The 22,444-nt window shown below is 68.9% G+C and carries 25 protein-coding genes and 1 tRNA gene; 4 read left to right on the top strand and 22 right to left on the bottom strand.

Features of this window, described 5'->3' with window-relative positions; genetic code table 11:
- Positions 1 to 597 precede the first annotated feature (597 nt).
- The 4 genes from ABFX54_RS09815 to ABFX54_RS09800 form a co-directional block, all read right to left on the bottom strand.
- Positions 598 to 1,095 (bottom strand): hypothetical protein, encoded by a 498-nt coding sequence (locus tag ABFX54_RS09815; protein WP_346103362.1) that lies wholly within the window; start codon positions 1,093 to 1,095, stop codon positions 598 to 600.
- Complete coding sequence (locus tag ABFX54_RS09810; RefSeq protein WP_346103360.1) at positions 1,092 to 1,592, bottom strand: hypothetical protein; 501 nt, start codon at positions 1,590 to 1,592, stop codon at positions 1,092 to 1,094. Before ABFX54_RS09810 ends, ABFX54_RS09815 begins: the two co-directional genes overlap by 4 nt.
- A gap of 243 nt (positions 1,593 to 1,835) precedes the next feature.
- Positions 1,836 to 2,837 (bottom strand): ABC transporter ATP-binding protein, encoded by a 1,002-nt coding sequence (locus ABFX54_RS09805; RefSeq protein ID WP_346103378.1) that lies wholly within the window; start codon positions 2,835 to 2,837, stop codon positions 1,836 to 1,838.
- Positions 2,838 to 2,972: 135 nt separating this feature from the next.
- Positions 2,973 to 3,536: a TetR/AcrR family transcriptional regulator gene (locus ABFX54_RS09800; protein ID WP_346103358.1), complete on the bottom strand. Its 564-nt coding sequence runs from the start codon at positions 3,534 to 3,536 to the stop codon at positions 2,973 to 2,975.
- Positions 3,537 to 3,623: 87 nt separating this feature from the next.
- Here ABFX54_RS09800 and ABFX54_RS09795 point away from each other — a divergent pair, with 87 nt between their 5' ends.
- Positions 3,624 to 4,019 carry a nuclear transport factor 2 family protein gene (locus tag ABFX54_RS09795; RefSeq protein WP_346103356.1) on the top strand — a complete coding sequence of 132 codons (396 nt, stop codon included), beginning with the start codon at positions 3,624 to 3,626 and terminating at the stop codon, positions 4,017 to 4,019.
- A gap of 136 nt (positions 4,020 to 4,155) precedes the next feature.
- Here ABFX54_RS09795 and rplL read toward each other — a convergent pair whose 3' ends face one another.
- From rplL to ABFX54_RS09745, 10 genes are all read right to left on the bottom strand, one after another.
- Positions 4,156 to 4,548: a 50S ribosomal protein L7/L12 gene (gene rplL / locus ABFX54_RS09790; RefSeq protein WP_185070580.1), complete on the bottom strand. Its 393-nt coding sequence runs from the start codon at positions 4,546 to 4,548 to the stop codon at positions 4,156 to 4,158.
- A gap of 71 nt (positions 4,549 to 4,619) precedes the next feature.
- Entirely contained in the window at positions 4,620 to 5,144 is a 525-nt protein-coding gene (gene rplJ / locus ABFX54_RS09785) for a 50S ribosomal protein L10 (RefSeq protein WP_346103354.1), read from the bottom strand.
- Between the two features lie 240 nt (positions 5,145 to 5,384).
- Positions 5,385 to 6,209: an SCO4651 family lipoprotein gene (locus ABFX54_RS09780; RefSeq protein ID WP_346103352.1), complete on the bottom strand. Its 825-nt coding sequence runs from the start codon at positions 6,207 to 6,209 to the stop codon at positions 5,385 to 5,387.
- A 296-nt stretch (positions 6,210 to 6,505) separates the two neighbouring features.
- Positions 6,506 to 7,354 carry a hypothetical protein gene (locus ABFX54_RS09775; RefSeq protein WP_346103350.1) on the bottom strand — a complete coding sequence of 283 codons (849 nt, stop codon included), beginning with the start codon at positions 7,352 to 7,354 and terminating at the stop codon, positions 6,506 to 6,508.
- Between the two features lie 11 nt (positions 7,355 to 7,365).
- Positions 7,366 to 7,866, bottom strand: coding sequence for a SigE family RNA polymerase sigma factor (locus ABFX54_RS09770; RefSeq protein ID WP_346103349.1), 501 nt, complete (start codon positions 7,864 to 7,866; stop codon positions 7,366 to 7,368).
- Positions 7,867 to 8,561: 695 nt separating this feature from the next.
- Complete coding sequence (gene rplA / locus ABFX54_RS09765) at positions 8,562 to 9,281, bottom strand: 50S ribosomal protein L1 (protein WP_346103347.1); 720 nt, start codon at positions 9,279 to 9,281, stop codon at positions 8,562 to 8,564.
- Positions 9,282 to 9,346: 65 nt separating this feature from the next.
- Entirely contained in the window at positions 9,347 to 9,778 is a 432-nt protein-coding gene (rplK, locus tag ABFX54_RS09760; RefSeq protein ID WP_106244322.1) for a 50S ribosomal protein L11, read from the bottom strand.
- Positions 9,779 to 9,896: 118 nt separating this feature from the next.
- A complete protein-coding gene (gene nusG, locus ABFX54_RS09755; RefSeq protein WP_346103345.1) occupies positions 9,897 to 10,667 on the bottom strand; it encodes a transcription termination/antitermination protein NusG in 771 nt (256 codons plus the stop codon).
- A 67-nt stretch (positions 10,668 to 10,734) separates the two neighbouring features.
- The gene (gene secE / locus ABFX54_RS09750; protein ID WP_181307797.1) at positions 10,735 to 10,980 is read right to left on the bottom strand and encodes a preprotein translocase subunit SecE; all 246 of its coding nucleotides are present in this window, start codon (positions 10,978 to 10,980) and stop codon (positions 10,735 to 10,737) included.
- Positions 10,981 to 11,057: 77 nt separating this feature from the next.
- Positions 11,058 to 11,130, bottom strand: a tRNA-Trp gene (locus ABFX54_RS09745).
- A 168-nt stretch (positions 11,131 to 11,298) separates the two neighbouring features.
- Here ABFX54_RS09745 and ABFX54_RS09740 point away from each other — a divergent pair.
- A complete protein-coding gene (locus ABFX54_RS09740) occupies positions 11,299 to 12,507 on the top strand; it encodes a pyridoxal phosphate-dependent aminotransferase (protein WP_346103343.1) in 1,209 nt (402 codons plus the stop codon).
- 88 nt (positions 12,508 to 12,595) lie between these two features.
- Here the strand turns inward: ABFX54_RS09740 and ABFX54_RS09735 are convergent, their stop codons facing one another.
- Positions 12,596 to 13,096, bottom strand: a complete 501-nt coding sequence (locus tag ABFX54_RS09735) for a hypothetical protein (RefSeq protein WP_346103341.1) — start codon at positions 13,094 to 13,096, stop codon at positions 12,596 to 12,598.
- A gap of 44 nt (positions 13,097 to 13,140) precedes the next feature.
- Entirely contained in the window at positions 13,141 to 13,761 is a 621-nt protein-coding gene (locus tag ABFX54_RS09730) for a hypothetical protein (RefSeq protein WP_346103339.1), read from the bottom strand.
- A gap of 131 nt (positions 13,762 to 13,892) precedes the next feature.
- On the opposite strand from ABFX54_RS09730, the gene ABFX54_RS09725 reads away from it, so the two are divergent.
- Positions 13,893 to 14,915 carry an adenosine deaminase gene (locus ABFX54_RS09725; RefSeq protein WP_346103337.1) on the top strand — a complete coding sequence of 341 codons (1,023 nt, stop codon included), beginning with the start codon at positions 13,893 to 13,895 and terminating at the stop codon, positions 14,913 to 14,915.
- Here the strand turns inward: ABFX54_RS09725 and ABFX54_RS09720 are convergent.
- Both ABFX54_RS09720 and ABFX54_RS09715 read right to left on the bottom strand, forming a co-directional pair.
- The gene (locus tag ABFX54_RS09720; RefSeq protein ID WP_346103336.1) at positions 14,904 to 15,734 is read right to left on the bottom strand and encodes a hypothetical protein; all 831 of its coding nucleotides are present in this window, start codon (positions 15,732 to 15,734) and stop codon (positions 14,904 to 14,906) included. The two genes, ABFX54_RS09725 and ABFX54_RS09720, sit on opposite strands and share 12 nt — an antisense overlap.
- Positions 15,721 to 16,260 (bottom strand): RNA polymerase sigma factor, encoded by a 540-nt coding sequence (locus ABFX54_RS09715; protein WP_346103334.1) that lies wholly within the window; start codon positions 16,258 to 16,260, stop codon positions 15,721 to 15,723. The genes ABFX54_RS09720 and ABFX54_RS09715 overlap by 14 nt, the downstream gene beginning before the upstream one ends.
- Positions 16,261 to 16,384: 124 nt before the next feature.
- Between ABFX54_RS09715 and ABFX54_RS09710 the strand changes: the two genes are divergently transcribed.
- Positions 16,385 to 17,131 carry a class I SAM-dependent methyltransferase gene (locus ABFX54_RS09710; RefSeq protein ID WP_346103332.1) on the top strand — a complete coding sequence of 249 codons (747 nt, stop codon included), beginning with the start codon at positions 16,385 to 16,387 and terminating at the stop codon, positions 17,129 to 17,131.
- Between the two features lie 80 nt (positions 17,132 to 17,211).
- On the opposite strand, the gene ABFX54_RS09705 is transcribed toward ABFX54_RS09710, so the two are convergent.
- The 4 genes from ABFX54_RS09705 to ABFX54_RS09690 form a co-directional block, all read right to left on the bottom strand.
- The gene (locus ABFX54_RS09705) at positions 17,212 to 18,105 is read right to left on the bottom strand and encodes a carbohydrate ABC transporter permease (protein ID WP_346103330.1); all 894 of its coding nucleotides are present in this window, start codon (positions 18,103 to 18,105) and stop codon (positions 17,212 to 17,214) included.
- On the bottom strand, positions 18,105 to 18,989 hold the full coding sequence (locus tag ABFX54_RS09700) for a carbohydrate ABC transporter permease (RefSeq protein ID WP_346103328.1): 885 nt from the start codon (positions 18,987 to 18,989) through the stop codon (positions 18,105 to 18,107). The genes ABFX54_RS09705 and ABFX54_RS09700 overlap by 1 nt, the downstream gene beginning before the upstream one ends.
- Before the next feature lie 63 nt (positions 18,990 to 19,052).
- The gene (locus ABFX54_RS09695) at positions 19,053 to 20,324 is read right to left on the bottom strand and encodes an extracellular solute-binding protein (RefSeq protein WP_346103326.1); all 1,272 of its coding nucleotides are present in this window, start codon (positions 20,322 to 20,324) and stop codon (positions 19,053 to 19,055) included.
- Between the two features lie 204 nt (positions 20,325 to 20,528).
- Positions 20,529 to 22,400: an acyl-CoA dehydrogenase family protein gene (locus tag ABFX54_RS09690; RefSeq protein ID WP_346103324.1), complete on the bottom strand. Its 1,872-nt coding sequence runs from the start codon at positions 22,398 to 22,400 to the stop codon at positions 20,529 to 20,531.
- Positions 22,401 to 22,444 lie beyond the last annotated feature (44 nt).

Here is a 22,444-nt window from a genome sequence, read left to right as displayed (position 1 = left end):
GGGCCTTCCACTTCTCGTTGCCGAGCAGCCAGTCGAAAGACTCGGTCTGCAGGGCCAGAAGATCAGGAACTTCGAGAGGCTCCTGGATGCGCGAAAAAGAGACGCGACGGGGACCAGCGGGTACGGCGGAGGCGTTGCGCGAGGCTGCCAACAGATGTCCTTCCGAGGGCTCGCGGCGGACTGACTACACGCACGCCAGACAACCTCGCAACGTGAGCAAGCATCACGGGTCGTCAAAGGGCAGCGCAAAGGGGCAGTGTAGCCGAACGGCACACGCCTGTCCACTTCACCCTCGCTGCATGCTCCACGTTGGTCGCAGCATCGCCCGTTCAGGCGGAAACGTCAAGCCCACAAGCCCGACTTTTAGCCGACTCAGGGCCCGGACGCTGGGTTTTCTCCCCTGTGTGACTGATCGCCTACCGCCAGGCCCAAGACGATACCCGCGAACGGGGGCGGTTAACGCTCTGTCACACCGGGGGCCGAACCCATGCCGACAACCGGTGTTGCAGTGACTGGGATACCCCCGCCAAAGGCTTCGCTAAACCTGATTTTTGGTAACAATTGAAGGAAGCGACGCGCCCGCGATCTCTGGGGCCCTCATGCCGTACCCAGGAGGGTGGACAGGCCCGCCACCAGCCAGCGCGACTCTTGCCGCACCATGACGAACCTTGCCCGGTTCTGGGTGAACTCCCGCTGGAGTCCTTCTTTACCTGGGATCTCCTTGACCGTACCAGTGTTCATGAAGAGCAGAACCTCTACCCGGCCGGGCTCGGCGCGCTCGACTCCCACGTCCGTGACGTCCACCGTCTGCACGATCTTCTGCGCCCTGGCGCGGGAGGCCAGGCTCTTGCTCAGCTCCTTGTAGTGCCCGGTCAGGTCGCCCGTCGTGAACGTCCCCGCGCGAGCCAGATCCTCCTCGATCGTCCGGTAGTCGTACGAGAGCAACTCGGGCGCGACCTTCTTGGCCGCGACCGTCGCCTCCGCCGCGGCCGCCTCCGCCGCGCGCAGGTCGCTCAGGTTGACCCACATGGTCGGCACCATCACCCCCGCCACGAGGACGAGGGCGCCCAGCAGCACGATCGTGACGAGCCTCACGTCACCTGCACCACCTTCGACACCAGCCACAGCCCGCCGACCTTGCTCAGGTCCATCCGCCAGCGGTAGAACCGGTCCTGCGGCGCGCTCTTCGAGCCGTCCCAGCGGATCTCCACGTCGGCCACCACCAGCGCCTTGGCCGTGGTCGCGGTCATCGAGACCAGGCCGGTCGCGCGCAGCACGCCGTGCTGGACGACCTTGTTCTCGACCGTGGTCGATTCGAGCTTGGCCGCGGTGGCGGTGTACTCGGCCCTGGCCGGCCCCGTCGAGGTGTCGACGATGCGCCGCAGGTCGGCCGCCACCGTCCGGTAGTCGAGCGAGACCAGGTTCTTGGCGTGCACGCCCGCCGCGAGCAGCACCGCCTGTTTGTCACCCGCCCTGCCCTGCTCGTCGCGTGCCTGGGCGGCGATCCAGACGCCGGTGCCGACGAGTGCCGCCAGTATCCCGCTGAGCGCCGCGATCAGGATGCGAGCGGGCCGAACGGCGAGTCCGTTCATGGTGCCCACCCCCATCCTGGCCGTCGCGTGCCGGATCATAACGCGACACCCGCTCGCGAAGTCCGCGAATCGACGCAGGCGGCATGAGTGGAGGCCCGGGGCGCCCCCTCAAAGGCTCAGGAAGCTTCTTCGGGGAATCGGGCAAGGCCGTCGGATTTCCCGCGAATGCCTCCAGACGGCCCTCAGAGCGCCGCTGAGCGCCCTACGCGCCCTCGGGGTGCTGGGATGACACCCGGCGGCTGTTCAGCCGATCCCGTGGAAGTGGACGTTGACCAGGCGGGGGTACTCCTCCAGCCAGTTGCGGCCGCGCTCGTCCACGAACGACCCCTGCGGCGGGATCACGCCGTTGGCCGCCAGCCAGGTGCCCGGCGGCTTCTGGGTGCGGCGGATCCTGTTCCCGGTGGGCATGAGCTGCGGCGGGATCGGCGGCAGCGCCCCGGGGTCGTGCCCCAGCTGCGCCTCTGCCTCCAGCTCGGAGACGTCCTTCTCCTCCGACATGCCGATGGGGCCGTGCTTCCTGGCGTTCAGGAACTGCCGCACCGCCGGCTCGTCGCTGGACAGCAGCATCTCGCGGGGGCCGAACATGACCAGCTCCCTGCGGAACAACATCCCGATGCTGTCGGGCACCGTGCGGGCGGTGTTGATGTCGTGGGTCACGATCAGGAACGTCGCCTCGATCTCGGCGTTCAGGTCCACGATGAGCTGGTTGAGCAGGGCCGTGCGCACCGGGTCGAGGCCCGAGTCGGGCTCGTCGAACAGGATGATCTCCGGATCCAGCACCAGCGCCCTGGCCAGCCCCGCCCGCTTGCGCATGCCGCCCGAGATCTCCCCCGGCAGCTTGGTCTCGGCGCCGCGCAGGCCGACCAGCTCCACCTTCTCCATGACGATCTGGCGGATCTGGCTCTCGCTCTTCCTGGTCTGCTCGCGCAGCGGGAAGGCGATGTTGTCGTACAGGTTGAGCGAGCCGAACAGCGCGCCGTCCTGGAACAGCACGCCGAAGAGGCGGCGCAGCTCGTAGAGCTTGTCCTCCCTGCAGTTGGCCAGGTCGTAGCCGTCGATCCAGATGTGGCCGCGATCCGGCCGCAGCAGGCCCACGAGCGTCTTGAGGAAGACCGACTTGCCGGTGCCCGAGGGGCCGAGCAGCACCGAGATCTCGCCCGCGGGCAGCGTCAGCGAGACGTCCTCCCAGATGACCTGCCGACCGAACGACTTGGTCAGCCCATCGACCACGACCTCGACGCCCACTGTCACCTTCCCGACGTTTCCCGGGATTTCAGGGGATTTGCGCGCCCGGCTTCGGCGCTGCCCTCACCGTAACGGCGTCGCGGCGAATTGGACCGCCATCCAATAGCTTGTTACCGGGCGGTTATCAGGCGGCTGTCAGGCGTCCTGGCCGGCGAGCGCGCGCAGGGCGGGGCGCAGCAGGCGGGCGATCTCCTCGCGCGGCACGTCGCGCAGCTCGTCCAGCTCCAGGAGCTGGTGCCCGACCGTGACGCCCAGCATGACGAGCGTCATCAGCGCCGCACGCAGCCGCGCGTCCGCGCCGGGCGTCGCCGCGGCGAGCCGGTCGATCTGCCCGCTCAGCACCTCGCGCGCCGACGCGGCGGCCTCAGGGTGGGTCAGCATCGAACGCATCATGGCCAGGGAGCCCTGGGGCAGCTCCCCCATCTTGGCCGACAGCGTGCCGAGCAGCTCCTCGACCATCCCGTCCGCGTCCCGCTCGCCCTCGGCCACCAGCGTCACGCGCACGGCGTGCTGGAAGAGCTCCTGCTTGCTGCCGAAGTACTGCATCACGAGGGCGGGATCGACCTCAGCCGCCCTGGCGACGCCCCTGATGGTGGCGCGCTCGTAGCCGACCTCGGCGAAGAGTGACCTGGCGGCGTCGAGGATCCGGCCTTCTGTCCTGCGCCGCCTCTCGGCCCGCGGCAGCGGTCGCTCGCTCACGAGCCTGACTCTACCCGCGTTGACCGAACCCTCCGTTTCGCTCTACGCTCGTTGAGTCAACGCCTGTTGAGCGAAATGGGGTTCGTCATGTCCATCGAGGAGATCGTCACCGGCTACCACGCGGCCATGCTGCGCAAGTCGGCCGACGAGCTGGCCGACCTGTACGCGGAGGACGGGCTGCACGAGTTCCCGTTCGGCGGGCTGCCGGCCTTCGAGGGGCGGGAGGCGGTGCGCGCCGGATACCGAGCGATGTGGGGCGCCTCGCCGTTCGAGGCCAGGGAGGTGCGGCGGGTGGCGCTGCACCGTACCGAGGATCCTGAGGTCGTGGTGGTGGAGCAGGATGCGCACGTGGCGGCGGGCGGCCGCACGATCACCGTCCCGGGCCTGCTGGTACTCAGGATCAGGAACGGGCGCATCACGCACACCAGGGACTACATGGACACCAGCGCCATCGACCGGGTTCGTGCCGCCGCCGCGGGCTGACCATTGATTTCGCCCGAGGAACTGAATCCGCCCGAGGAGCTGAATCCGCCCGAGAACGCGAAAAGAGGCGGCACACCCGGCACCAGGGTGTGTCCGCCTCTTTCCGAAGAGCTTTTTGCGTGAAGCGAAGGGGAAGTTACTTCACGGTCACGGTGGCGCCGGCGCCCTCGAGGGCAGCCTTGGCCTTCTCCGCCTGCTCCTTGTTGACCTTGCCGTCGAAGACCGGCTTCGGAGCACCGTCCACCAGGTCCTTGGCCTCCTTGAGGCCCAGGGACGTGAGGGCGCGGATCTCCTTGATGACCTGGATCTTCTTGTCGCCGGCGGCCTCGAGGATGACGTCGAACTCGTCCTGCTCCTCGACCGCGGCGGCCTCGCCACCACCGGCGGCGGCGGGGGCGGCGGCGACCGCGACGGGCGCGGCGGCCTTGACGTCGAAGACCTCTTCGAACTGCTTCACGAACTCGGACAGCTCAAGGAGGGTCATCTCCTTGAACGCGTCGAGCAGCTCGTCGGTGCTGAGCTTCGCCATGATGTTTTCCTTACGTTTAGGACTTGCAGAAAACTAGGAACGGGACCGCGGTATGTGCGGCAACCCCCGTGTTACTCGCCGGACTCTTCGCGCTTGGCACGAAGGGCTTCGGCCAGCTGGGCCATCTGCGTGGGCAGAGCGGCGAACACCGCGGCGGCGGCGCTCTGCTTGGCCTTCATGGCACCGGCCAGCTTCGCGAGGAGAACCTCGCGGGACTCGAGGTCGGCGAGCTTGGTGATCTCGGAGGCGTCGAGCGTCTTGCCGTCGAGGACGCCGCCCTTGATCACCAGAAGGGGATTGGCCTTGGCGAAGTCACGCAGGCCCTTGGCCGCCTCGACAACGTCACCGTTGACGAAGGCGATCGCGGTCGGACCGGCGAGCAGGCCGTCGAGGCCCGCAAGACCGGCCTCAGTGGCCGCGATCTTGGTCAGGGTGTTCTTCGCCACGGCGAACTTCGCATTCCCACCGAGAGAGGTGCGCAGCTCCTTGAGCTGCGCGACGGTGAGACCGCGGTACTCGGTCAGAACGGCGGCGGCGCTGCCTTCGAACTCACGCTTGAGCTCGGCAACCGCTGTCGCCTTATCCGCCCTCGCCATGGGCCTCCTTCCAGATGTGCCACCGGCGAAGGGCCCCAGAAATGAGAACAGCCCCGGGCGCAGGGCGCACGGGGCTTCACGCACATGGATCACTCCACGTGGGAAACTCGTATCACACCTGCGCGGGCCGTCCACAGAATGTGGATCCTTCGGTCGCCAGGCTTTGAGGCACCTGACGACGACCGGCGGTCTTCGGCAACGACCAGACTACGTGTTGATCGCCGAGTTTCCAAATCGCTCTCAGTTGTTCGTACCCTTGGGCAGCTCTCCGACCTGGTCGGCGGGCGGCGTCTGGATGTTGACGGCCTTGTTGAAGTCCTTGAAGAACAGGGTGGCGTCGAGCGTGGCGCCCTCCTTGGAGCCGTTCAGTGCGAGCTTGCGCGGCAGCCCGTCGGCGCCCACCCAGATGTCGAACTTGACGTCCTTCAGCTCGGCCAGGTTCTCGCGGGCCTGCTCCTGCTTGTCGGCCGGCAGCTGCTGCACGGCAACGTCGACGGGGAACGTCCCGCTGTAGTGGGTCGTGTCCTCGTTGTTGACGCTCTCGGTCCCGACGGACTTGACGTCCTGCGAGGCCGTGACCAGCTTGGTCATGTTGCCGAGGTCGAACTGCTGGATCTGGGTGAGGTACTGGTTCACCTGCGCCGAGTCGCCGCTCATCTCGCTCAGCGAGACCTTGATCCACGGCTTGGTGGCTCCCAGGAGCTCCTTCAGCGCCTCGACCTTGACGTAAACGGTGTCGCCCTGCAGCACCGCCCGCACGCCACCGGGAACGCTCCGCCCGCCCATGTCGACGGTGTCCAGCGTGAGGTCGGCGGCCAGCTCGGGCTTGCTCTGGTAGAGCATGCGGCCCTGCACCTTGCCGTCGCCCTCCTGCCCGTGCGAGACGTTCACCACGGCGTCGACCGTGTAACTGGTGACCTCCGACGTCTTCTGCGCGGCCTGCGCGAGCACCTCTGAGGCGGCCAGGTTGACCTGGATGGGCTGCGCGTTCGATCCACAACCGGCGACCGCGGCTACGACGAGCGCGGCTCCGGCCGCGGTCATACTTATCGTGCGCTTCAGCATGTTTTGACCTTACGTTTGTGTCGTCCCGCCGTGGCGTCTTCCCCTCACAAATAAGGGAAAACCCAGGGTTATCCCTCACACGGCGCGCACACTTCCCACACAATTCCCTCCGCGGCCGCCCTCACCTGCAAGATCCTGTCGCTGTACGGGTCCCGCTGAATCCCCACGATCCACCTGCCGCCGGCGCGCTCCCTCCGACTCGACGCCCGCCGAGCCGACCACGGAACGGGGCCGGGCACCGGAGCCTGCCCTGACCGCGTCCGCGAGCCCACGAAGGAAGCCGGAGGGCTCTGAGATCACGGACGGCCTGAGGTCGTGGACGAGCCCGAGGGCGTAGACGAGCCCGCGGGTGCGAAGGTGCCGGCGGCCGGGTGGTCGTACACACCGACCGCCCACTGGCCGGGCTGCTCGCCCACCTTCTTCGAAAGCCGTTCGCGCACGTCCTCGCGGGAGAGCGCACGCCCGGCCGCCTCCTCGTCGCACGGCGCCGAAGCCGGGATCCGCAGGCAGCGGCCTAGCTGCTCGGCGACCTCGATGACGGGCGCGTCCGGGGGGAAGACCCACACCTGTATCTTCTGCGGGCCCTTGAGCCATCCGGTGGGCGCGGAGAGATGGTCGTGATGGCCCCCTCCCCCGTTCCCGCACCGCCCGGACGTGCCGCCTCGTTCGCCGCCCTTGAGCGGGCTCGAGAGGACGAGCCAGGCGTTCGGGTCGCCGCAGACCACCTTGAAGCCGGTGTCGGTGCTCGTCGGGGTGAACGTCACCGTCCTGCCCACCCCTGTCGTGGCGAAGCGCTCGGCGTGCAGGAGGGGAATGGAGTACCTCTTGGCTCCGAGGACGATGGGGTAGGACTCGGGAAGCTCGGGGCCCGTCTCGACCCGCGCGGAGTCGGGCTGCCGAGCCACCACGGCCCGTTCATCCGGACGGACGAGACCCGTGCTCGCGATGGAGCCCGTCAGCAGGACGGCGGCTGTGGCCGTCGCGGTGGCGGCCACCGCCGCTCCGGCACGCATCGCCCGCCTGGTCGCGCGTGTCCGGCGGCCCCGCCGGATGATCCGGTCGAGGTGCGGGCCCGGCTCAGCGCCGGCCCTGTCGTTGGCGCGCTCCTCCAGCAGCGCGCGCAGGCCGCTCTCCGTACGCCTCATCGCTGTCTCCCTCATCGCTGCAGCTCCTCAAGGTGCATCGTGCGGATGTCCGGATCGACCCTGAGCCGGGTCAGGGCCCTGCCGAGCTGGCTCTTGACCGTGCCCAGCGAGCAACCGACGATGTCGGCGACCTGGGCGAGCGTGCGGCCCTCGAAGTAGTGCAGGACGATCACCGCCCGCTGACGCGGCGACAGGGCGCCGATGGCGTTCCACAGCGCCGCCCGGTCGTCCGCCACGGCGGTCTGATCGCGCGGGTCGGCCGTCTCGGGAAAGGTCTCGACCGGCACCTCACCCCGCCACAGCCGCCGCCACCACGAGGCGTGGGTGTTCACGATGATCCGATACACGTACGGGTCCGGATTCCCCTCGATCCGCCGCCAGGCCACCCACGCCTTGGCCAGCGCCGTCTGCACCAGATCCTCGGCCGTACCCCAGTCCCGGGTCAGGAGGTACGCCATCCGGCACAGCCGTAAGTGGCGGTGCGCCACGTACTCGGCGAACCCGTCGTCCATCAGTCATCTCCGTCTCATCGGCTCCAGCGATGACTACCGGCCGGCCCGCACATTCGGTTGACACCTCCCGCGAACGAGTTCCGTCACCCCCACTCGTGAGGCCCTCACGGACGACCCGCACCACCACCCTCCGGAACCCGTCGCGGAGGAACTGCCGGCACCGCCCTCCGGAAGCCCATCGCCGACGATCCGCGAGCACCTTCCGGAAGCCCACCCCAGACGACCAGCGGCCGCGACGGCGAGGCCGCAGTCTGGCAGCCCGCCTAAGACGGCAGCCGGCCTACACCCCCGGAGAGCTCCAAACGAAGGCACAGCCAGCAGAGGCGGCCCGGCGGCCCGGTCGTCCGGCGACGCCACGACGGAGACGGCTTGGCGGCGACCGCTCGAAGGCCGACCCAACGGAGCCAGCCCGGCGGTAGCCCAGTTGCGCGGCGGCGACTCGATGGAGACGGGCCAACGAAGGCCCGCCCAGCGGAGGGCCCAGCGGCAGCCCAGTCGTCCAGCAGCAGATCGACGGAGACGACCCCGGCAAGAGGCAGCCCGGCAGCGATCCGTCGGTCATCGGCGACTCTGCGGATACGGGTTGGTGGAGGCTCCCGCCCCGGTCGGTCGATCAGCCCCGAAAGGGCGAGAACGCAGAACGCCCCCGCCCGGAAGGACCGGACGGGGGCGTCAGTGAAGCTCTGCGGGAGCGGTCAGCTCTCCAGTTCGGCCGTGAGGCCGCGGGTGACGTTGGGGTCGACCGGGACGCCCGGGCCCATCGTCGTCGAGAAGGTGACCTTCTTCAGGTAACGGCCCTTGGCCGCCGACGGCTTGAGACGGAGCACCTCGTCGAGGGCGGCGGCGTAGTTCTCGATGAGCTGGCGCTCGCCGAACGACGTCTTGCCGATGATGAAGTGCAGGTTGGCCTGCCGGTCGGTGCGGAACTCGATCTTGCCGCCCTTGATCTCCGTCACGGCCTTGGCGACGTCGGGCGTCACGGTGCCGGTCTTCGGGTTGGGCATGAGACCGCGCGGGCCGAGGACGCGGCCGAGACGGCCGACCTTGCCCATCAGGTCCGGCGTGGCGACCACGGCGTCGAACTCGTTGAGCCGGTTGCCCTTGGAGATCTCGTCGATCAGCTCGTCGGCGCCGACGATGTCGGCGCCCGCCTCGCGGGCCGCCTCAGCACGGTCGCCGGTCGCGAAGACCAGGACCCGGGCGGTCTTACCGGTGCCGTGCGGAAGGTTGACCGTGCCGCGCACGATCTGGTCGGCCTTGCGAGGGTCGACGCCGAGCCGGAGTGCGACCTCGACGGTGGCGTCGAACTTGGTGGTCGACGTCTCCTTGGCCAGCTTCGCGGCCTCGACGGGCGTGTAGAGCTTGTCGCGGTCGATCTTGGCGGCCGCGTCTTTGTGCGCCTTGCTGCGCTGCATGTTGACTCCTTGTGGTGTCCGGGCCGATCGCGGTGCCGGCCCTCCCACGACTACGGGGAAAGGTCTCAGTCGGCGACGGTGATGCCCATCGACCGGGCGGTGCCGGCGATGATCTTCTCGGCCGCCTCGATGTCGTTGGCGTTGAGGTCGGGCATCTTCGTCTCGGCGATGCTGCGCAGCTGCTCGCGGCTCAGCTTGCCGACCTTGTCGCGGTGCGGGACCGCGCTGCCCTTGTCGAGACCCAGGGCCTTCTTGATCAGCTCGGGCGCCGGCGGCGTCTTCGTGATGAAGGTGAAGCTGCGGTCTTCGAAAATGGTGATCTCAACGGGGATGATGTTGCCCCGCTGGGCCTCCGTCGCAGCGTTGTACTGCTTGACGAAGTCCATGATGTTGACGCCGTGGGGACCGAGGGCGGTACCCACGGGCGGCGCCGGGGTGGCCTGTCCAGCGGGAAGCTGGACCTTCACCAGTGCGGCGATTTTCTTCTTCGGAGGCATTTGTCCTTCTCCGGGTCCTGATTGCGATGCCGTCAGGGTCGCGGGTGCGCCCCTGACATGTCGGAGGCCGCCCTTCGCGTGAGGCGGCCAGCCGAACGTCTAAGTGTATGTGATCGTCTCAGATCTTCGAGACCTGGTTGAACGAAAGCTCCACCGGGGTCTCCCGGCCGAAGATCGACACGAGCACCTTGAGCTTCTGCGACTCGGGGCTGATCTCGCTCACCGAGGCGGGCAGCGTCGCGAACGGGCCGTCCATGACCGTGACGGACTCGCCGATCTCGAACTCGACCGTCGGGCCCGCGGCCGCCTTGGTGGTGGCCTTCTTGGCCTCTTCGGTCGGCTCGGGCGCCAGCAGCTTGGCGACCTCGTCGAGGCTGAGCGGGCTCGGCTTGTTGGACAGGCCGACGAAACCGGTCACGCCGGGCGTGTTGCGCACGGCGGCCCAGGACTCGTCGGTCAGCTCCATGCGCACCAGCACGTAGCCGGGCAGCACCCGCTCCTTGACCGGGACCTTCTTGCCGCTCTTGAACTCCTGGACGGTGTGCGTGGGCACCTCGACCTGGTAGATGTAGTCCTCCATGTTGAGCGAGACGTTGCGGCTCTCGATGTTGGACTTCACCCGGTTCTCGTAACCGGCGTAGGAGTGGATGACGTACCACTCGCCGGGCTGACCGCGCAGCGAGCTCTTGAACTCCTCGACGGGGTCGACCTCGGGAAGTTCCTCACCGTCGTCGTCGACGGTGGAAGCCTCGACCTCGGCCGCCTCCTCGTCGCTCTCCTCGACCTCGGCCTCTTCCAGAGCCGCCTCGGCGGACTCCTCAGTGGCCTCTTCCAGCTCGTCGCCCCACTCGTCGCGGGACCCGTCAGCCGGAATTGAAGACTCGGACACGGTGACTCTTCCTCTTTCGTGGTAATCGAATGGCGACCCCGTCAGGCGACCACCGCCGGAGTCTCGGTCAGGATCCGCCGAAGACGCGGAGGACCGCCCATCCCAGGGCGCTGTCGAGCCCGTACACGATCGCAACCATGATCAGAACGAATATCAGAACGACCGTGGTGTAGGTGATGAGATCCTTGCGTGTCGGCCAGATGACCTTACGAAGCTCGTTGACGACCTGCCGGTAGAAGAGGGCAGGAGTCGTGCGCGCCTTCTTGTCGCCACTAGGCTTGTCTGCGGTCTCGCCGCGCGTGTCGATCGCCACAGTCCTCACCTGATCCGTCGTATCCAACGCAGTATTGCGGCGCGCTTACACGCCAAGCATTGCGCGGACCGCACTCGCAGGGCACGAGGGACTCGAACCCCCAACCGCCGGTTTTGGAGACCGGTGCGCTACCAATTGCGCCAGTGCCCTATGTCGTTGACCAGACTACCCTGATCGACTCACTGCCTGGACCGAACCGCTCGCCGACATGCGGCGGAAGGACCAGGCGAAAGCATACGGGGGATTGCCCGGTACGTCGAACCAAAACCTGATCGCCCAGGTCACGCCCGCGTGTGGGCCGCGTGGGAACATGGACGCATGTCCACCCGACCTCGCATCTCCGCGAGAATTTCCGCGATTTCCGAGTCCGCCACGCTCGCCGTGGACGCCAAGGCGAAGGCGATGAAGGCCGAGGGCCGGCCCGTCATCGGCTTCGGCGCCGGCGAGCCCGACTTCCCGACGCCCGGCTACATCGTCGAGGCGGCGATCGAGGCGGCGCGCGACCCGCGGTTCCACAAGTACACGCCCGCCGGCGGGCTGCCCGAGCTGAAGAAGGCGATCGCGGCCAAGACGCTGCGCGACTCCGGCTACGCGGCCGAGCCCTCGCAGGTGCTCGTCACCAACGGCGGCAAGCAGGCGGTCTACCAGGCGTTCGCGACGCTGCTCGACCCGGGCGACGAGGTCCTCGTCGTGGCCCCCTACTGGACGACCTACCCCGAGGCGATCAAGCTGGCCGGGGGCGTGCAGGTCGACGTCGTGACCGACGAGTCCACCGGCTACCTGGCGAGCGTCGAGCAGCTTGAGGCGGCCCGCACGGAGCGGACGAAGGTGCTGCTGTTCGTCTCGCCGTCCAACCCGACGGGCGCCGTCTACTCGCGCGAGCAGACGATCGCGATCGGCCGCTGGGCGGCGGAGCACGGCCTGTGGGTGGTCACCGACGAGATCTACGAGCACCTGATCTACGGCGACGCCGAGTTCACCAGCATCGCCACCGCCGTCCCCGAGCTGGGCGACCAGGTCGTGATCCTCAACGGCGTGGCCAAGACGTACGCGATGACCGGCTGGCGCGTGGGCTGGCTGATCGGCCCGTCCGACGTGGTCAAGGCCGCGACCAACCTGCAGTCGCACGCCACCTCCAACGTCTCCAACGTGGCGCAGATCGCCGCGCTGGCGGCGGTCTCCGGCGACCTGTCCGCGGTGGCGGAGATGCGCGAGGCGTTCGACCGCCGTCGTCAGACGATGGTGCGGATGCTGAACGAGATCCCGGGCGTGTTCTGCCCGGAACCGAAGGGGGCGTTCTACGCATATCCCTCAGTCAAGGAGCTGATCGGCAAGGAGCTGCGCGGCCGGCGGCCCCGGTCGTCCGCCGAGCTGGCGGAGCTGATCCTGGAGGAGGCCGAGGTGGCCGTGGTGCCGGGCGAGGCTTTCGGCACGCCGGGCTACTTCCGTCTGTCCTACGCGCTGGGTGACGAGGACCTGGTCGAGGGCGTCAGCCGGCTGAGCAAGCTCCTGTCCGAGGCTCGCTGACCCGATCAGGGCCGCTTCGCGCGGTTCCGACCTGGTCGGGGCCGCGGCGGGATGCGGTGGTGGCGGGAAGCGGTGGTGGCGGGGCGGGTCAGGCCGCGGTGATGTCGGCGGCGATCGTCCTGATCTCCGCGGCCAGGCCGGGCGTCGCGCCGATGTAGACGGCGGTGCCCGGCCGCTCCAGCCACATGAAGTTGCGCATGCCCGTACGCGTGATCCAGCGCAGCGCCGGTTTGCCCTGATACTGCGTCAGCGTCGACCTGGCCACCAGCGTGGAGAAGCGTTCGGCCGTCTGGACCCCGCACACCACGCCGACGTACACGCGCTCGTCGTCCTCGCGCCAGATCCGGCCGCGCACCTTGAGCCGCGGCCTGAGCGAGTCGAGACGGGCGAACCTGCCGGCGGCGTCGAGCCCGGGGATCGCGGCGGGCACGTGCACCTTGGTGTCGTCGCAGGACAGCGAGGCCATGCTCTTGCGGGTGACGACCGGCTTGGGCGGGGGCAGGGTCGCCTGGAGCGGCGGCGTGGGGTCGCCGCCGACGCCGCACGCCGTCAGCGTGAACATGAGGAGCACCGCTGCCAGCCGCCGCATCGACCTCCCCTTTGACGTGAGCGGATTACCGGGGGAAAGGGCTCCTAGTCTCCTACACGAGCCCTGATGGAGGCGGCAATAGCGACGAGATCGTCACTGAGCGGATCGCCGACCCTGACCCACGCGCCCGTGCCGGGACGCTCCAGCCAGACGATCACCCGGCCGCCGGCGGGATGCCGGCCGGCCAGGGCCGGCTTGCCGCGCACGGTGACGGGACGGGCGGCCGACATGGTGACGCGCTTACGGTAGCGGTCCCAGTCGGCGGCGACCGTGCCGTGTTCGACCTGGACCTCGACGAACCTGCCCGCCTCGCCGAATCTGGCCCAGGCCCCGCCCTCGACCCCCGGACGGCGTGAAAGCACGCCGCCGCCGCTGCGTTCGAGACCTTGGGGCAGGTGGGTGAGCCACAGGTCGGCGGAGATCACCGTGAGCGGCCTGATCGGCCGCGGCCCCACCGCCCCCGCCGCCGCCCCCGGCCCTTCAGAGGTCGGTGCGGGCTCCGGGGGCAGGGCGGGTGCGGGGCGCGGGGTGGGCAGGGCCAGGTGTGGCGGGCGGCCGAAGCCTGAGGAGAAGAGCCCGTAGATGATGAGGGCCGTCACGCCAAGCGCCATCGCCGCCAGAGCGGCGCGGGCACCCTGGCCGAGCTCGTGTCCCTCGGGGATCATCCACCCATGATCCCCCGCCCGGACGATGCCTACCGTACGTTCGGCCGGTCCCGGCGTACGCCCTCAGCGATCCTGCTCACCCCTCCCCCGACAGGCCGACCCGTCAAGGGGTTGAGTGGCAAGATATGCAGATGCCACGGCCCCTACATGCCCTTCCCAAGGCCCATCTTCATCTGCACTTCACCGGCTCGATGCGGCACTCGACGCTGATCGAGCTGGCCAGGGACCAGGGGCTGCATCTGCCCGACGCGCTGGAGCAGGACTGGCCGCCGAAGCTGCGGGCGACCGACGAGCGGGGCTGGTTCAGGTTCCAGCGCCTGTACGACATCGCCAGGTCCGTGCTGACCCGTCCCGAGCACGTCTACCGGCTCCTGCGCGAGGCGGCCGAGGACGAGGTGGCGGCCGGGTCGCGGTGGCTGGAGATCCAGGTCGACCCGTCGGGATACGCCCAGCGCTTCGGCGGGCTGACCGCCACGCTGGAGCTGATGCTGGACGCGGTACGCCAGGCGGCCACGCACGCGGGCATCGGGATCGCGGTGATCGTGGCGGCGAACAGGACCCGCCATCCGCTCGACGCGAACACGCTGGCCCGGCTGGCCGTCCAGTACACCGACAAGGGCGTGGTCGGCTTCGGGCTGTCCAACGACGAGCGGCGCAGTCAGGCGAGAGACTTCGAGCGGGCGTTCAGGATCGCCAAGCGCGGCGGGCTGCTGGCCATGCCCCACGGCGGCGAGCTGATGGGGCCGCGCAGCGTCGCGCAGTGCGTCGACGACCTGGGCGCCGACCGGGTCGGCCACGGGGTGCGCGCGGCCGAGGACGACTGGCTGATGCAGCGGCTGGCCGACCGGCAGATCTGCTGCGAGATCTGCCCCACCTCCAACGTGGGGCTGGGGGTGGTCGAGCGGGCCGCCGACGTGCCGCTGCGCCGGCTGTTCGACGCGGGGGTGCCGATCGCGCTGGGCTCCGACGACCCGCTGCTGTTCGGTACGCGGCTGCTGCGGCAGTACGAGCTGGCCAGGGACGTCTACGGGTTCAGCGACGCGGAGGTGGCCGAGCTGGCCCGCCAGTCCGTGCGCTCGTCCACCGCCCCTGAGACGGTGCGCAAGGAACTGCTCAAGGGTGTGGACGACTGGCTGACGTCGTCACCCGAGTGACTCGGCGACGCGGACGGCCTCCTCCTTGCTCCGCGCGCCCTCCAGGCGGTAGTTGAGCGTGCCCTGCTGCCAGACGAGGGTGGGGGCGGCCTGGCGGAGCGGGACCTCGGTGCCGTCCTGGCGGCGGATGTAGCCCAGGGGGTGCGCGCCGGGGAGCCACCAGGCGTCACGCCCGCCGACCACCGCGTGGTCGGGGTAGGGCGGGCCGAGCTTCTTGAAGAAGTACGGGTCCATGGCGCCGTCGAACTGGTCGAGCCGGATGCCGTCCGGCCAGAACATCGACACCACCCTGCCGCCGTCGGAGACCGTCACCCGCTGCGGAGAGGCGAGGGCGGAAGGCGTTCTGACCGGGAAACGCGCCTGGCCCGCGACGGCGGACGGCGGCACGGTGTGCTCCCCCGGGAGCCCGGCCGTGGTGGTGACCGGCGGGGGCGGGGTGTCGCCGATCCGCAGCTCGATGCCGGCGAAGCGCAGGATGTACGCCACGGCGGCGCGCCCCTGGGGGGTGGCGGCCGTGACGGTGGCGACGGCGACGACCACGGCCGCCACGACCACCCACCGCCTCCCACGCCGCCCCAGCGCCCGCGACCCGGTCCGGGACGGCCTTACCGGCAGGGCGATCGGCCCGTGCGCAGGATCGGGGCCAGGGTCAGCGGAGGCATCGAGGTCGGCGAGGTCCGTGGCTGCCGGGTGGCGTTCCTCCAAGCGGGCGCGGACGGCGGCGGCGACGTCGGTGGGAGGTGGTGTGGGCGCGTCGAGGAGGTCGCCGAGCGCGACGAGTTCGGCCTCCAGGTCGTCGAAGGGTTCACGCGAGTTCACCGCCCACCTCCTCCCTCAGCCGGGCCAGCCCCCGGTGTGTGCTGGACTTGACGGTGCCGACGGGCCAGTCGAGCACCTGCGCGGTCTCCGCCTCGCTCAGCTGTAAGAAGTACCGGCAGACGACCGCCTGACGTTCCCGTTCCGGCAGCCCGCGTACGGCGGCCAGCAGCCGCGAGCGCCGGTCGGTGGCCACGGCGGCCCCCTCGGGATCGTCGGGCGCGACCGGGTCGGCGCCGGCGGCGAGGCGCAGCGCCAGATCGGAGCGGCGCCCGCGCGAGCGGGTCAGGTTGTGGGTCTCGTTGGCCACGATGCGCAGCAGCCACGGCCGGAACGGCGCGTCCCTGCGGAAGCTCGGCAGGTGCCGGAACGCCTTGACGAACGCCTCCTGGACGACGTCCTCCGCCTCGTCCCCCGCCCCCAGCATCGCGGCGGTGCGGTGGGCGAGCGCGCTGTAGCGGGCGACCAGCACCTCGTAGGCGGCCAGGTCACCGTCGAGCGAGCGCGTAACCGCCTCATCGTCGTCCATGACGAGTCAGATTCCACCGCATCCCGGGCATCTGGGAAAGGGCGTTTCGCTGATCGTGTCATCCTCATGACGATGCGGGGCATTAGACTCGGGCAATCCATGAGCCCCTTGAAGGAACGGGAATATGTCTTCTGGGTATGACCGTGTAGTGCAACCGGCGGCCGGTGACGAGGCCCTGGAGAACCACCTGGGTGGGGACGAGGCCAAGAACTACCGGCAGTACGAGTTCGACATGGTCGCCCCGCATGTCGGCCGCTCGATGCTGGAGATCGGCTCGGGGCTGGGCCACTTCGCCGAGCAGTTCATGCCGCGTCTCGACCGCCTGGTCGTGAGCGACTTCGACCCCTACTGCGTCGAGCAGCTGGACAAGCGCTTCGCCGACCGCGACGACATCAGCGTCCTGCAGTTCGGCCTGCCGACGGACATCCCTCTGGACGACAAGGTCGACACCGTCGTCATGATGAACGTCCTGGAGCACATCGAGGAGGACGCCGAGGCGCTGCGCTCGCTGGCGCGCGTCACGCAGCCGGGCGGCCGGATCATCATCTGGGTGCCCGGATATCCGCAGCTCTACGGTGACTTCGACCGCAAGGTGGGTCACGTGCAGCGCTACACGCCGAAGACGCTCGGCACGACGGTGGCCAAGGCGGGGCTGGACGTCGAGGTGCTCAAGCCGATCAACTTCCTGGGCGGCATCGCGTGGTGGGCGGCGGTGCGCCGGGGCGGCGTGGGCTATCCGGACCCGCGGCTGGTCAAGATCTACGACCGTACGGTGGTGCCGACGACGCGCTTCATCGAGCGGTTCATCACGCCGCCGTTCGGCCAGACGGTGTTCTGCGTGGCCCGCGTGCCCCAGCCCAAGCAGGACTGAGGCTCCCCGCCCCGAAGCCGCCCCGAAGCCACGTGAGACGCCCGGCCGCGCCCAGGGGTCACCGGGGGCGGCCGGGCGGTCTACTTGATGGAGCCGGCGGTCAGGCCGCCGACCACCTTCCGCTCGATCAGGGCGAACAGGATGATCACCGGGATGGTGGCGATCACCGAGCCGGCGAACAGGTTCTGCCAGTCCACCTGGTACTGCCCGATGAACGAGTTGAGCGCCACGGGAAGCGGCTGGTTGGCCGTGGTCGTGGTCAGGGTCAGCGCGACCACGAACTCGTTCCACGCGGCGATGAACGTGAAGATCAGCGCGGTGATGACGCCGGGCATGGCCAGCGGCAGCGTGATCCGGAACAGCGCACCGAAGCGCCCGTTGCCGTCGATGAAGGCCGCCTCCTCCAGCTCACGCGGGATGGAGGCGAAGTACGCGTTCAGGATCCACACCGCGAACGCCAGGTTGAACCCGCCGTTGACCAGGATCAGCGCCCAGATCGAGTCCACCAGCCCGAACTGGAAGAACTCGCGGTAGATGCCGACGACCATGGCCGTGGGCTGGAACATCTGCGTGATCAGGACGAGCACCAGGAACGCCATGCGCCCCTTGAACTGGTGCCGGGCCGAGTAGTACGCGGCGGGCAGCGCCACCAGCAGCACGAGCACGGTCGAGCCGGCCGCCACCTTGATCGTGACCCAGAGGTTGACGGCCAGGCCGGTGCCCCAGAAGTCGGCGAGGTTCGACCAGATCCACTCACGCGGCCAGAACGTCACCTCGCGCAGCGAGTCCTGGGAGCGCAGCGAGGTCAGCAGCATGACCACGTACGGGAACAGGAACAGCAGCGAGACGACGTAGGCGGTGCCGGCGACGAGGACGGTCTTGACCTTGGGCATGGCGCCGGCGACGCCGCCGCCCCGGCCGGCGCGGGCGTGATGGTGTGGCCTGGCCTGCGACGGCGCGGTCTTGACGGCCATCACGCCACCTCCTTGTTCCACCGCGACACCCGCAGGAAGATCACGGTCAGCACGATCACCATGCCGAAGTTGACGACGGACATGGCGGCCGACTCGCCGATGTCGGAGCCCTTGAGGATGTACATGAGGATCGTCGACGTGGCCGTGGAGTAGCCGGGCTGGCCGTGCGTCATGGCCCAGATGATCGGGAAGCTGTTGAAGACGTTCATGACGTTGATCAGCGCGGCCACGGTGAGCGCGGGGCGCAGCAGCGGCAGCGTGATCGACCAGTACGTCCGCAGGCGTCCTGCTCCGTCCATGCGGGCGGCCTCGTACACGTCGGCGGGGATCGTGGCGAGCCCGGCCAGCAGCGCGTACGTGGTGAACGGCACCGACACGAACACCGCGACGAACACCAGCCACGGCATGGCGGTGGAGGCGTCACCGAGCTGGTCGGCGGCGGCTCCGCCCATGGCGTCGATCCACCCGAGTTTCAGCCGGATCTGGTTGATCACGCCGACCTCGGGGTCGAGCATCCACTTGAAGATGATCGCGGTCATGAGCACCGACGCGGCCCAGGGCGCGATGAGCGCCCAGCGGGCCACCTTGCGCAGCGGGAAGCGCTGGTTGAACAGCTGCGCCAGGGCCAGCGAGAACAGCACGGTGAGCACCACGACGGCGACGACCCAGATCACGCTGCGGACCATGATGTCGGCGAAGTCCTTCTCGCCGAACAGCTTCTCGTAGTTGGCGAAGCCGGTGTAGCCGCGTTCCACGCCGAGCCGGCTGATCTCCAGGAACGAGGACCTGATCATCTCGATCACGGGCCAGAGCACGACGAGGGCGATCAGGACGATGGCGGGCCCGACCCAGGCCAGGGGCTCCAGGGCGCGCAATCTTCTCATCAGACACCTTTCCAGGACGATACGGCCGACGGCGCGCGCCGGCCGTATCCGTGTCCCGCTGGATCAGCCGGCCGCTTCGGCGGTCTTCTGCAGCTCACCGAGGACCTTGGCGGGGTCGTCCTTGACGGCGCCGCCGATGGTCTGCTTGATGGCCGGGTTCACCTCGGCCCACTTGGGGTCCTGGAACGGGTAGAAGCTGGCGTTGGGCAGCGCGTCGAGGAACGGCTTGAGCTTCTCGTCGCTCGACAGCTTCTGGATGCCGCCGTTGGTGACGGGCAGCAGCTTGTAGGTGTCGGAGATCTTCTGAGCGGCGCTGCCGGTGTAGAAGAAGTCGAAGAACTTCTTGATCTCGGCGGCGTGGCCGTTCTTGTTGAACGCCATGATCCAGTCCATGACGCCGAGCGTGGTGTCGAGCGGTCCGGCCTTGCCGGGGATCGGCGCGACGCCGTAGTTCTTCAGGCCGGCCGCGTCGAAGATCGGGATGGACATGGGGCCGCCGTTGACCATGCCGACCTTGCCCGCGCCGAAGTCCTCCCAGACCGTCTTGCGGTCCTTGGTGCCCGGGTTGGGGGTGGTCAGGCCGGCGTCGACCAGGCCCTTGACGTACGTGAACGTCTCGACGTTCTGCGGTGAGTTGATCGCCCACTTGCCGGAGGCGTCCTTGTAACCGCCGCCGTTGCCCAGCATCCACAGGAACGACTCGGCCTGGGCCTCCTCCTGGCCGAGCGGCAGGCCGAACGGCTGCGTGACGCCGGCGCCCTTCAGCTTCTCGGCGGCGGCCTTGAGCTCGTCCCACGTCTTCGGCGGCTCGGCGATGCCGGCCTTCTCGAAGAGGTCCTTGTTGTAGAACAGGGCGCGGGCGGAGGAGACGAACGGGATGCCGTACGCGGCGCCGTCGACCTTGCCGAACTCGGCGAACTTCTGCAGCATGTCGCCGGAGACGTTCGGCGACAGGACCTCGTCCACCTTGTAGAGGAGCTGGTCGGCGACGAAGCCGGAATAGTCGCCGGTCTGCAGGATGTCGGGCACCTGACCGTTCTGGATCATGGTGGCGACCTGCTTGTCGATGTCGTTCCAGTTGATGACCTGGACATCGACCTTGATGTTCGGGTTGGCCGCCTGGAACTCGTCCACGACGCCCTTCCAGAACGTCTCGCCCGAGTTGGGCTTGCCGGGGCCGTCGCCGTAGTCGGCCGCGACCATCTTCAGGGTGACCGCACCGCCGCCCGACGCCTGGGTGTCGTCGCCTCCGCCGGAGCCGCCAGAGCCGCAACTGGACAGGACCAGCATCGTGGCAAGGCCGAGAGCGGCGCCGCTCACAAGCTTGATGTTCACTGGAGATACCGCCTTCTCGTCGGACCGGGCCGAGCTGGTCCGTACCAGCCGGCGGACCCAGCCCTGGGGGATGAGGCGCGCGAGTAACGGCTCGCCCGCGTTTGCGCCAGCGTAAGCCTGAGTTTGGCAGCCGGTCTATACCGGTCCGTCTCGTTTTGACAACACTCGCGGAAATCAGACCGCACATCCGGTCTAGACCGGATGTCAGATGATCTTCCGCCGGACGTTCTCACCGCCCGACGGCGTGCCGATCCACGGACCCTCGATCGACGGATCCAGGATCCCCTCCTCGACGAAGGTGTAGCGGCCCTCCAGGACGTAGTTCGCCAGCCGTACGTCATGGCTGTCGCTGTTGTCCCAGAGCCGGTCGAAGAGCTCGTCCACGCGGCGTCGTGCCTGGTGGCAGAAGGTGTCGGCCAGCTCGTACGGCCTGCGCCCCAGGTCACCGGCGTCCTCCTCGGCCTTGAGGCAGACGGCGGTCATGGCGAACAGTTCGGCCCCGATGTCCACGATCCGGCCGAGGAAGGATTGTTTGTGCTCCAGCCTGCTCTGCCAGCGGGACATGCCGTAGAAGGTGGACCTGGCCAGTTTCCTGCTGGTCCGCTCCACGAAGCGCAGATGGGCGGCCAGTGGGCCGAAGTCGGCGTACGAGGTGGGCAGGTTGCCCGTGCCGGCCACCAGTGTGGGCAGCCACTTGGCGTAGAAGCGGCTGGCCCGGCGCAGCGCCTGCGCGCGTTCCTGGCGGCCCGCCTCGGGGTTGATCAGCTCGCCGGCGGCCGACAGGTGCGCGTCCACCGCCTCGCGGGTGATCATCAGGTGCATGATCTCGGAGGAGCCCTCGAAGATGCGGTTGATGCGCGAGTCGCGCAGCATCTGCTCGGCGGGCACGCCGCGCTCGCCCCGCGCGGCGAGCGACTCGGCCGTCTCGTAGCCGCGCCCGCCCCTCATCTGGACCAGTTCGTCGAGCACCCGGTACGACAGCTCGGAGGCGTACAGCTTGGCCAGCGCCGCCTCGATCCTGATGTCGTTGCGCTGGTCGTCGGCCAGGCGGCTGCTCAGCTCGCAGACGGCTTCGAGCGCGTACGCGCTGGCCGCGATGAAGGCGATCTTGGTGGCCACGGCCTCGTGCATGCCGACCTTGCGCCCCCACTGCACCCGCTCGTTCCCCCACTCGCGGGCGATCTTGACGGCCCATTTCGCGTTGCCGGCGCACGTGGCGGGCAGCGACAGGCGGCCGGTGTTCAGCGTGGTGAGGGCGATCTTCAGCCCTTCGCCCTCGCGCCCGATCAGGTTCTTGGCCGGCACTCTGACCTGGGCGAACTCGGTGACGCCGTTCTCGATGCCACGCAGCCCCATGAACGAGTTGCGCCGCTTGACCGTGATGCCCGGCGAGTCGGCCTCGACGACGAACGCGCTGATCTTCTTGCCGGTCCTGGCCATGACGACCAGCAGGTCGGCCACGACGCCGTTCGTGGTCCACAACTTCACGCCGTCGATCACGTAGTCGTCGCCGTCGCGTACGGCGGTGGTGCCCAGGCGGGCCGGGTCGGAGCCGACGTCGGGCTCGGTCAGCAGGAACGCCGAGATCGCCCCCGCCGCGCACCTGGGCAGGAACTCGCGCTTCTGCTCCTCGGTGCCGAACAGCTTGAGCGGCTGGGGCACGCCGATCGACTGGTGCGCCGACAGCAGCGTGGCCAGCGCCGGGCAGTAGGAGCCGACGAGCATGAGGGCGCGGCAGTAGTACAGGTACGGCAGCCCGAGCCCGCCGTACTCCTCCTTGATCGTGATGCCGAACGCGCCGAGCTCCGCCAGCCCCTTCACCACGCCGTCGGGCACCTGGGCGGTCCGCTCGATGAGGGCGGGGTCCACGTGCGCGTCGAGGTAGCGGCGGACGGCCCGGACGAACTCCTCGCCCCTCTTGGCCGCCTCGTCGGGCGGGGCGGGGGCCGGATACACCAGATCCAGCCGGAAGTCACCGAGGAAGAGCTGCTTGGCGAAGCTGGGACGCGTCCACTCCCTCTCGCGTGCCTGCTCGCCGACCTCCCTGGACTCCGCGTACTTGGTGTGCTCGGTCATCGCACCTCCCGACATAGCGCCGCCTTGTGCCCATGAGTACTGCC

This window comes from Nonomuraea maheshkhaliensis (assembly GCF_039529435.1).
Taxonomy (GTDB): Bacteria; Actinomycetota; Actinomycetes; order Streptosporangiales; family Streptosporangiaceae; genus Nonomuraea; species Nonomuraea maheshkhaliensis.
This window is presented reverse-complemented; position numbering and strand designations above follow the sequence as displayed.